Origin of the sequence: Microbacterium sp. (assembly GCF_051953575.1) — a bacterium.
GTDB lineage: Bacteria > Actinomycetota > Actinomycetes > Actinomycetales > Microbacteriaceae > Microbacterium.
The window spans coordinates 1-8,377 of record NZ_JBQCIP010000328.1; the positions used below are offsets into that span (position 1 = coordinate 1).

Genomic DNA, 8,377 nt, shown 5'->3' on the forward strand with positions numbered 1-8,377 from the left:
ACCGGCCACGACGTTCTGCGGCGCGACGGGCACGTCGGCAGGCGGCTCGACGTCCGTCACCTTCCCGGCGAGCGGGTCGTCGAGCGCCTTGACGTCCTGGGCGACGAGGCGGGCCATCTGGATCGCCCCGTACTCCTGGAAGTGCGTGTCGTCGGCGATGCCGGCCGGACGCTGCGGGAAGACGCCCGGGTCGGCGTACAGGAACACGGCCTTCGCGGCCTCGGGGCCGATCTGGTCGAGGTAGGCGCGGCTGGAGGCCGACAGGTCGACGAGCAGCACGTCCTCTTCGGCCGCGAGCTCCTTCATCTTGGCGACGTACTCCGGGAAGCTGACGTTGAACAGGCCCGTGTCGGCGTTGAACGACCGGCGCGAGACCGGGGTGACGAGGATCGGGGTCGCTCCGCGCTGGCGGGCTCCCTCGACGTACACACGCAGGTACTCCTTGTAGTCCGCGGGGCTCGCGTAGCGGTCGTCCACGCCCTGCGTCGCATCGTTGTGCCCGAACTGCACCATGAGGTAGTCGCCCGGGCGCACCGCCCGCAGGATGTCGTCGAGCCTGCCCTGGCTGATGAAGTTCTTCGACGATCGGCCCCCGATCGCCTGGTTCGAGAACGCCACATCCGACGCGAAGAAGCGGTCGATCATCTGACCCCAGCCGGCCTGCGGAGCGTAGGCGACCGGGTCGTAGGTCTGCACCGTCGAGTCGCCGGCGATGTACGCGGTCGGGATGGCGCCCGCGACGCGCGCCGGCAGGCGCGTGATCGTCAGGGCGTTGACCACCGGCGCATCGCCGTCGAACACGAGCGTGAGGGTGCCGTCGACCAGGGCGATCGTGAACGTCATGTCGAGGTACGCGCCGGCGGCCTGCGGGTTCGGGAGCACCTTGGCGATGCTCTCGGCGGTGATCGTCGTGGTCGTCGCGGCCTGGGCGTCACCAGAGACGAGGCGCACCGAGTAGTCGCCGGCGCCGAGGTCGACCTCGAAGGTCGACCCTGCCGCCGACACGAAATCGCCGCGCAGCGGGTCGGCGCCGCCGCGATCGACGTCGGGCGTCGTCGCGGTCGGTGCGGTCGAGAAGCCGTAGCCCCACTCCGGGCTGTAGGCCGTCGAACTCGTCACCGACAGGGCGCCGTCGGCCACCTGGCCGGGGCCGAAGTCGAACGTCACGACGTCGCCGGCGGGCAGCGGTGCGGGTGCGCTGTAGATCGCCGAGGTGACGGATGCCGTCGCGGCCGACGATCCCGCCTGGTTGCGGGCCGTCACGCGGTAGGTCCACTGCTGCGCGGTGTCGACGGCATCCGTGAATCCGGGCGTCGTGACGGTCGTGACGGTCGAGAAGACGCCGTCGGTGCCGGCGCGCTCGACGACGTACTCGTCGCCGTTCGCCACGGCCGACCACGTCAGCACGACGGCGTCGCGGGTCACCTGGGCCACCGCGAGGTCGCCCGGAGCGACAGGTGCGACGAGCGCCGGGATGGTGCCCGAGCGTACCTCGGCCGACTGGGGCGACACGCGGTCGTACGCGTCGACCGCCGCGACGGCGTACGCGTACGAGCCGCCTTCGGCCACCGAGGAGTCGGTGTAGGCGGCATCCGTCACATCCGCGATCGGCGCGAACGCTCCGGTCGTGCCGTCATGCACGTCGGCACGCAGCACGCGGTACCCGGCCGCGCCGGCGACGGCCGACCAGGCGAGGTCGACACCGTTCCAGGCGACGCGCGACGCGGCGAGACCGGTGGGCGTCTCGGGCAGCGCCGGGGCGATGACGAGCCCGTTCACGTAGGCGCCCAGGCCCGAGCCTGCGAATCCGACGGTGAGCTGGCCGTCGGTCACGACGGTCGTGTAGGTCGCGCTCGCGTTGACGCCCTTGCCCGAGGTGAGGCGGGTCTGCGCGACCCCTTCGAGCGTCACGGTGGCGTTGGTCCCGGATGCCGAGCTCAGCCCGTCGCCGATGGTGACGGTGACGGCGTAGGAGCCCTCGGGCACGCCGTCGAGCTGGAAGCCCCAGTTCGTGCCGGCGACGAAGTCGTCCTCCATCGCGCCGGCGGGGGAGCCGTCGGCGCTGCGGTCGCGGTCGAAGAGGGTCGCGCCGTCGGGGAGCGTGACGCCCCAGCCCTTCTCGGCGGTGTACCGGCTGCTGGTGAGCACCTGCTGGTACCCCTCGGCGACCGCGCTCGTCGCGGTGCCGAAGTCGAAGCGCCATGCTCCGTCGTCAGCGGGAGGGAGCAGAGCCGCGGCGGGAGTCGCGGTGATGAGCGCCGCGACCACGGCGGTGGCGCCGGCGATCGCGGTGAGTCGCACTCCGCGCCGGGCGCGGGGTGCGGGGGCGTGGTCTGCGGGTCGCGTCGCGCCGTCGGCGCGTGCGGACACGTGGGGCACGGTTCCTCCTGTTGTCAGCATCGGCAAAGGATGACGGCATCCGTCTCCGCTGCGTCGCGGGGACGGGTCGTCGTGAACCGGGCACGTACGGACTCGGGCCCTGTCCGGCAAACGAACGGAAAGCGTATTCCGAGCGTTCGCCTGGCAGTCTGGCACGCGGCCGCGCCCACGGCAAGCGAATCATGAAACGTTTTTCTGAATCGTGTCATTCGCTTGCGGCCTCACACCCGCCTGCCCTATCGTCACCGGCGAGCGCTTTCCTGACCCCCGTCGCCGATGCGCATACGGACCGCACCGGCGACGGGCTCGCCGCGCCCCGCCGCCGCCCACCCCGGAATCGCGAAAGGGTATGTTTTCGCGGCGGGATCGTACCCTTTCGCGGATCCTCCTTAGGCTGGCGCCATGGTTCAGAGCATCGACGCTCCCGACGACCCCGCCGCGGCCTCGCGCGGCATCTCGCGGCGGACGCAGTCCGACATCTACCGCGCGGGCATCAGCGGCACGCGTCCGCGCGTCCCCGTCGACATCGAGGGTCTGGAGAAAACGGCGCGCAGAGCCCTCAGCGCCGAGGCGTTCGCCTACATCGCCGGGGGAGCCGGCGCCGAGCGCACGGTCGCGGCGAACCGTGCCGCGTTCGGTCGCTGGCAGGTCTGGCCGCGCCCGCTGCGCGACGTGTCGAGTCGCGACCTGTCGATCGACTTCCTCGGCACGCGACGCCCGACGCCCCTGGTGCTGGCGCCGCTCGGCGTCATGGAGATGGCGCACGACGACGCCGACCTGGCGGTGGCGCGGGCGGCGGCATCCCTCGGCATCCCGTACACGCTGTCGAACCAGGCGTCGTACCCGATGGAGGAGGTGAGGGATGCCGCACCCGCGGGCTCCCGCCTGTTCCAGCTCTACTGGTCGGCGTCGGACGAGCTCAACGCCTCGCTGCTGCGTCGCGCCGAGGCGTCCGGCTGCGAAGCGGTGGTCGTGACGCTCGACACGCACCTGCTGGGCTGGCGCACGCGCGACCTCGACCTGGCCTACCTGCCGTTCACACGCGCGATGGGCATCGCGCAGTACACCAGCGACCCCGTGTTCCAGCAGCTCGTCCGCGAACGGGCGAGGGCGAACGATGCCGCAGCCGAGCCCGCACCGGCCGTCCGCGTGACACCCAAGGCGGTCGCCGCCGGCATGCGCATCGCCCGCAAGGGGGCCGTCCTGACCGGATCCTCGAGCGTCCGCGAGAACCTGCGCTCGCCGCTGCCTCGTGCGGCCGTCGAGACGTTCCTCGACGTGTTCTCGACCCCCGCGCTCACGTGGGACGACCTCGCCCGCGCCCGCGAATGGACCTCCCTGCCGATCATCCTCAAGGGCATCGTGCATCCCGACGACGCGATCCGCGCCCTCGACGCCGGTGTCGACGGCATCTGGATCTCGAATCACGGCGGGCGCCAGATCGACCAGTCCGTGCCGACCCTGGAGGTGCTGCCGACCATCGCCGAGCGGGTCGCCGGGCGCGTGCCGATCGTGTTCGACTCGGGCGTGCGCCAGGGGTCCGACGTCTTCATCGCGCTCGCCCTCGGCGCGACGGCCGTGGCGCTCGGCCGACCGTACGCGTACGGGCTCGGCATCGCGGGAGAGGCGGGGGTCGAGGAAGTGGCCCGCAACGTCCTCGCCGAACTCGACATCACCCTCGGGCTGGCCGGTCTCACCTCGATCGCCGACGTCGACCGGCACGCGCTGCGTGAGGCGTGACGGGCGGCGCTGCCCCTATCCTGGGGCGGTGACCACACCCCCTCCTCCCCAGTACCCGTACGCCGCGCCGCAGCCGCAGCCGATGAGCCCCGCCGACGAGAAGCTCTGGGCGACGCTCGTCCACGTGGGCGGCATCTTCTTCGGCCCGCTGCCCGCGCTGATCGGCTACCTCGTGCTGAAGGACCGCGGCCCGTTCGTGCGTGCCCACACCGCGACGGCGCTGAACTTCCAGCTGACCCTCGTGATCGCCTACATCGTCGGCAGCATCCTCAGCATCGTCGTCGTCGGCATCCTCGTGCTCATCGCGGCCTACGTGCTCAACATCGTGTTCAGCATCATCGCCGCCGTGAAGGCGAACCGCGGCGAGTGGTACCAGTACCCGCTGACCATCAAGTTCCTCAGCTGAGGAGGCGCGTCAGCGCGGGTGCCCGTCCTCGGTGAAGCCGAAGACGGGCACCGCTCCTGGCGGCTCGGACGCCGGGAGCGGGTCGTGCGCGACCGGAGCGTCCGGCCACCCCGGATACAGGATCGCCATCAGCGCGTCGGGGTCGCCGTCGAAGCACGCGGTCGTCGCCCGGACGCCGATGGCATCGGCCGATCCCTCACCGTCGCGGATCTCGATCGTGAGCGTCTCGATCCCGAAGCCCTCCACAGACGCGTGCACCTCGACGGTGCCGTCGGCGTCGGCGGCGGCATCCCGAGCGGTCCAGCCCCGATCGGTGAGCCAGCGCGCGACCCGATGCCCCAGTGTCGGTGCGTCGGCGTGCGCATCGCCGTCGAGAGTCCAGCCCTCGGGCGTGGTACGACCCAGCTCGAAGCCGTAGCCCTCGTCGCAGGCGACGGGGGCGTCGCCGTACTCCTGGACCTGCCAGTCGCCGTCGTACAGGTGCAGCAGGACGGTGGCGACCGTCTGACGGAACAGCAGATCGTGCTGCCGCGCCGACGCGTACAGGGCGTCACCCTGCGAGGCAGCATCCGCGCAGCCCGCGAGGCCGACCATCGTGGCGAGCACAGCGATCGCGGCCACCCCTCTGCAGGGGTGGTCGGTACGGCTGGCGGCGGCGACGGCCATCGGCTCCTCCGATCGACCGATTCAGGCTATGCCGCACTGTGCCCGAGCTGAAGGGGCGGGGCACGACGGCGTCGCCGATACGCGGCTCGAAGAAGAAATGCCCGGATGCCGGCGCTGAACCGTCGCGTGTGCCGGGGGGACCGGACCCTTAGGCTTCTGCCATGCCCGCTCGAGCCCGGCGTTCGTCCGCCGCCAGCCCCCTCGCCAGGATCCGACTGCGCACGCTCGCCGGTGCGGCGATGGTGATCGGCCCGGTCATCGCCCTCACGGGGTGCTTCGCCCCGACGCCCGACAACGGCGGCTTCGGCGACGGGGACTTCGCCGACGACGGCTGCACGAGCGTCGTCGTGGCGACGTCGTCCGAGAAGGTCAACATGCTCGACGCGCTGGCCGACGCCTTCAAGGAGTCGCCGCAGCACGAGCAGCTCGACGAGTGCGCGACCGTCCGGCCCGTCAACGTCTCCTCCGGCGATGCCACCCGTTTCCTCACCGCGGGCGGCGACTGGCCGGACGAGGACACGCGCCGCTGGCCGACCATGTGGTCGCCGGCATCGACGGTGTGGACGGATCGGGTCGCGGCCGCGGCATCCCCCTCCCTCGTCGGCGAGCCGGAGTCGTTCACGCACACCCCCGTCGTGTTCGGGGTGCCCGAGACCATGGCCAAGGCGCTGGGATATCCGGGGACGGCGATCGGAATCGGCGACTTCGAGCGGCTGTGCCAGGACCCGCAGGGCTGGGCGAGCGTCGGCAAGCCGCTGTGGGGCTCGTTCAAGATCTCGAAGACGAACCCCAACACCTCGACGACGGGGCTCTCGGCGATCCTCATGCAGTCGTACGAGGCGTCGGGCAAGGCCGCCGACCTGAGCGCCGCCGACGTCGCGGCGGCCGCCGAGTTCTCGCGTGTGTTCGAGGAGTGCGTGATCCACTACGGCGACACGACCGGCAAGGTGCTGGCACGCCTCTACGACGAGACGCAGAACGGCGCCGGCGGCTCGGGCTACGTCTCGGCGATCGCACTCGAAGAGACGTCGCTGCTCAACTACAACCAGGGCAACCCGGACTCCCACACGGTGCAGCCGGGTGAGACGCTCACGCCGCCGAAGGAGAAGCTCGTCGCGGTGTACCCATCCGGGGGATCGATGTGGTCCGACAACCCCATTACGGTGCTCGGCGCCGACTGGGTGACCCCCGCGCAGGCGGAGGCGGGCGCGGCGTTCGCCGCCTTCCTTCAGACGGATGCCGCGCAGCGGATCCTGCCCGAGTACGGGTTCCGGCCTCTGGACGCCTCGGTGCCGCTGGGCGATTTCTTCACGGCGGAGTACGGCGTGGACCCGGCGGGCCCCGCCATCACGCTCCCGAAGCCCGCCGTCGACGTCGTCTCGGCGGCGATCGACCAGTGGACGCAGATCCGCAAGCCGTCGTCGGTGCTCGAGGTGATCGACATCTCCGGGTCCATGGACGACCCGATCGGCGACGGCCGCTCGAAGCTCGACGGGGCGATCGAGGGTGCCCAGGCGACCCTCGGCCACTTCCGCTCCACCGATGAGGTCGGGGTGTGGGCGTTCACGACCGGCGTCTCGTCGCCCGCCGGCGAGAACCTCGTCGTCCTGCGCGACGTGCAGCAGCTCGCGTCCGACCGAGAGTCGGTCGAGTCGTCGCTGGACGACCTCAAGTTCGCGACCCGCGAGGGAACGCCGCTGTACGACGCCATCGCGGCCGCGTACGACGAGATGCTGGCGCGCGCCGAGCCCGGGCGCATCAACGCCATCGTCGTGCTATCGGACGGGCAGGACACCGACTCCTCGATCTCGCTCGATTCGCTGATCGCCAAGATCGGCAAGTCCGCGCGCGAGGGCGGCGCCGACGCCCCGGTGCGCATCTTCCCGATCGCCTACGGCGAGGGGGCAGACACCGGCGCGCTGCAGCGGATCGCCGAGGCGACCGGCGGTCAATGGTTCGACGCGTCGGACGCGGCGAAGATCGACCTCGTGTTCGCGTCCGTCATCAACAACTTCTAGGGCATCCGATGATCACGGTGACGGGCGCGCAGGGCTACGTGGACGACGCGGTCGACGGCATATCCGAGGACGGCGTCTACGTCTCGTCCGAGGTGCCCGGTGCCGCCCAGCTGCATGACCAGCTCGTCGCGCAGATCGGCGACGAGTCGATCGGTGTCGCCGTGTTCTCCGACAACGCCGCGTTCGAGGCATCCGGTCCCGAGATCGTGTCGCAGCTCGCTGCCGCGCACCCCGAGTGCCAGACGATCATCGTGGCCGTCGGTGACGACCTGTCGGCGGGCTCCCGTGTGCTCGACAAGGGCGAGGCGATGCGCATCGCGAACCAGGCCGAGACGGCGGCCGGCGATGTCGACGCCGCGCTGACCGAGACCATCCAGGGCGTCATCGCCGCCTCGCCCGAGCCGTCCGCGCCGGCACCGGACGCCGGACCCTTCATCGGGATCGCGCTCGGTGTCGCCGCGCTCGTGGCCGCCGCCGGGGCGGTCTTCGCCGTCGCCCGGGCGCGCCGCCGCGGGCGGACCGCGCCCGCCCGGCATCCGCTGCCCGAGCCCGTGCGCACGCACGTCCACACCCTGCAGGCGCTGACCGCGGAGTACGCGCGGGCGGGCGCCGCCGGCGTCCCCCAGGCCACAGAGGTCGCACAGCAGATCGACGTGATCGCGCGGAACACGACCGAGCTGTTCGCCCGCCTCGACCGCAAGGGTGAGGAGGGCCAGCGTGCGACGGCCGCCGTCGAGTACGGCGAGACCCTCCGCAAGCTCACGGGGGCGCTCGACCGCGACTACCTGCTCGACATCCTGACCCGCCCCGACCTGTGGGACGACCCCGTCGAGCGGGTTCAGGAGGTGCGCGCCGCCGTCTCGTCGTTCTCCACGGAGCTCGTCGAGAACATCAAGCAGGTCAACGCGCGCCGCGGGCTGCACTTCCAGGTCTCGCTGGACGGGCTGATGGGTCGTCGCAAAGAGCTGCAGGAATGGGATCGCGCCTTCGAGCGGGCCGACGGCGACGCGGGCCCGACGCCGCACGACGACTAGAATCGACGGATGCCGGATTCCCCGGCGTCCGCACGCTCGTGCATCCCCCTTCCCGACCATTGGAGCCACCGTGGCCGAGCAGTCTCGCCTCGACAAAGTCATCGCCCTCGCCCGTCACCGCGGGTTCGTGTTCC

6 protein-coding genes are annotated in these 8,377 nt (G+C 71.4%); 4 read left to right on the top strand and 2 right to left on the bottom strand.

The annotated features are described in order from the left end of the window. The coding region (locus ACTHNQ_RS21080; RefSeq protein ID WP_440335870.1) for an SGNH/GDSL hydrolase family protein at positions 1-2,379 on the bottom strand (2,379 nt) is incomplete at its 3' end. A gap of 402 nt (positions 2,380-2,781) precedes the next feature. On the opposite strand from ACTHNQ_RS21080, the gene ACTHNQ_RS21085 reads away from it, so the two are divergent. Together ACTHNQ_RS21085 and ACTHNQ_RS21090 are read left to right on the top strand one after the other, a co-directional pair. After that, positions 2,782-4,119, top strand: a complete 1,338-nt coding sequence (locus ACTHNQ_RS21085) for an alpha-hydroxy-acid oxidizing protein (protein WP_440335871.1) — start codon at positions 2,782-2,784, stop codon at positions 4,117-4,119. Positions 4,120-4,201: 82 nt separating this feature from the next. Next, a complete protein-coding gene (locus ACTHNQ_RS21090) occupies positions 4,202-4,525 on the top strand; it encodes a DUF4870 domain-containing protein (RefSeq protein WP_018173331.1) in 324 nt (107 codons plus the stop codon). Between the two features lie 9 nt (positions 4,526-4,534). Here the strand turns inward: ACTHNQ_RS21090 and ACTHNQ_RS21095 are convergent, their stop codons facing one another. Next, a complete protein-coding gene (locus ACTHNQ_RS21095; RefSeq protein WP_440335872.1) occupies positions 4,535-5,191 on the bottom strand; it encodes a hypothetical protein in 657 nt (218 codons plus the stop codon). Between the two features lie 161 nt (positions 5,192-5,352). Between ACTHNQ_RS21095 and ACTHNQ_RS21100 the strand changes: the two genes are divergently transcribed. Beyond that, positions 5,353-7,209, top strand: coding sequence for a substrate-binding domain-containing protein (locus tag ACTHNQ_RS21100; RefSeq protein WP_440335873.1), 1,857 nt, complete (start codon positions 5,353-5,355; stop codon positions 7,207-7,209). Positions 7,210-7,217: 8 nt separating this feature from the next. Next, positions 7,218-8,243: a hypothetical protein gene (locus ACTHNQ_RS21105; RefSeq protein WP_440335874.1), complete on the top strand. Its 1,026-nt coding sequence runs from the start codon at positions 7,218-7,220 to the stop codon at positions 8,241-8,243. Positions 8,244-8,377 lie beyond the last annotated feature (134 nt).